Source organism: Stenotrophomonas sp. YIM B06876 (genome assembly GCF_030711595.1).
Lineage (GTDB): Bacteria > Pseudomonadota > Gammaproteobacteria > Xanthomonadales > Xanthomonadaceae > Stenotrophomonas.
The window spans coordinates 1-1,053 of the sequence record NZ_JAUJUJ010000291.1 but is presented as its reverse complement, the minus strand read 5'-3'; the positions used below and the strand labels follow the sequence as shown (position 1 = coordinate 1,053).

At 66.2% G+C, this 1,053-nt stretch carries 1 protein-coding gene; it reads left to right on the top strand.

The genetic code is table 11. The features are described from left to right. Positions 1 to 459: 459 nt before the first annotated feature. Entirely contained in the window at positions 460 to 1,035 is a 576-nt protein-coding gene (locus tag QZH66_RS16815) for a TRAP transporter small permease subunit (RefSeq protein ID WP_305806999.1), read from the top strand. Positions 1,036 to 1,053 lie beyond the last annotated feature (18 nt).

Genomic DNA, 1,053 nt, shown 5'->3' with positions numbered 1-1,053 from the left:
CTTGCGCGCCGAGGCCCGGCGCGCCTGACGCTCCCGCGGCTTCATGGAGCCGCTGCGCCTGGCTTGAGCGGCAAGAACCCGGCAAGGCAGGTGCAGGGCGCGGCGCGCCATGCGCCCTCGGGCTTACCCGTAAACCGCCAACTGATTGACAGTTCCGTCGACCGGTGCTCGGTAGTCTGCACTTCTGTGGCCGTGGAGGAGAAGTCTCTTCATGGCGCCTCACTACCCCTTTGCACCTGCGTTGACATGAAGACCCCGCCGCCGCTCCTGCCCTTCACATAAAACCATGCGCTCCCGCCCGGGACGGATGGGCCTGCGCCATCGGCATACGGGCTTCGGCGCATCCGTCCATCGGGCAAGCGCTGCGCTGGACGCAAGACCAGAGGCGCTGCCTTGCGGGGCTGCGCCTGGCCGGTACGTGCCGATGCGCACTGCAAAAAACCTAGAAGGAGACCTCACTTGCAAACATATTCCAACGTCTCGCGCCCCGGTGTGCCGCCATTCGTGGCGGGGTTGGTGCGCTACTGGCACCGGGGTGAGTGCTGGGTGGCCATGGCCGCATTCAGTTTCATCGCCCTGATCGTGGTCTACGACGTGGTGGCGCGCGAGGTGCTTGGCCCCCTGCTGCGTCTGGCGGGCGGCAACGCCAACGCCGTGATGGTCGTCGGCGCGGCCAAGATGGGCGTCTACGCGTTGATCGTTGGTGCTTTCTCCGGCATTGGAATTGCCACCGCCACCGGTGCGCAGCTGGTGCCCAAGGTGGCGTTTGGCTGGGTTCCCCGGACTTGGGGAGCCACGATGGACCGGCTTGCCGATGCGCTGACGGCGGCCTTCCTGCTGGGCGTCGCTTACTACGGCGTGGTCTTCGTCAATGGTTCGCGCCTCTCGGGGCTGCTCACCTCGGGTGGTCTGGAAATACCGGCCTGGACTATCCAGGCCGCCATCCCGCTGGGCTTTGCGTCCGCTGCGGTGCGTTATGTCCTGTTTGCCTTCTGGCCGGCGGTCCGTCCCCTGCCTCCGGAGTTCCAGGAATGAGCGCCCTCATCGTCATTG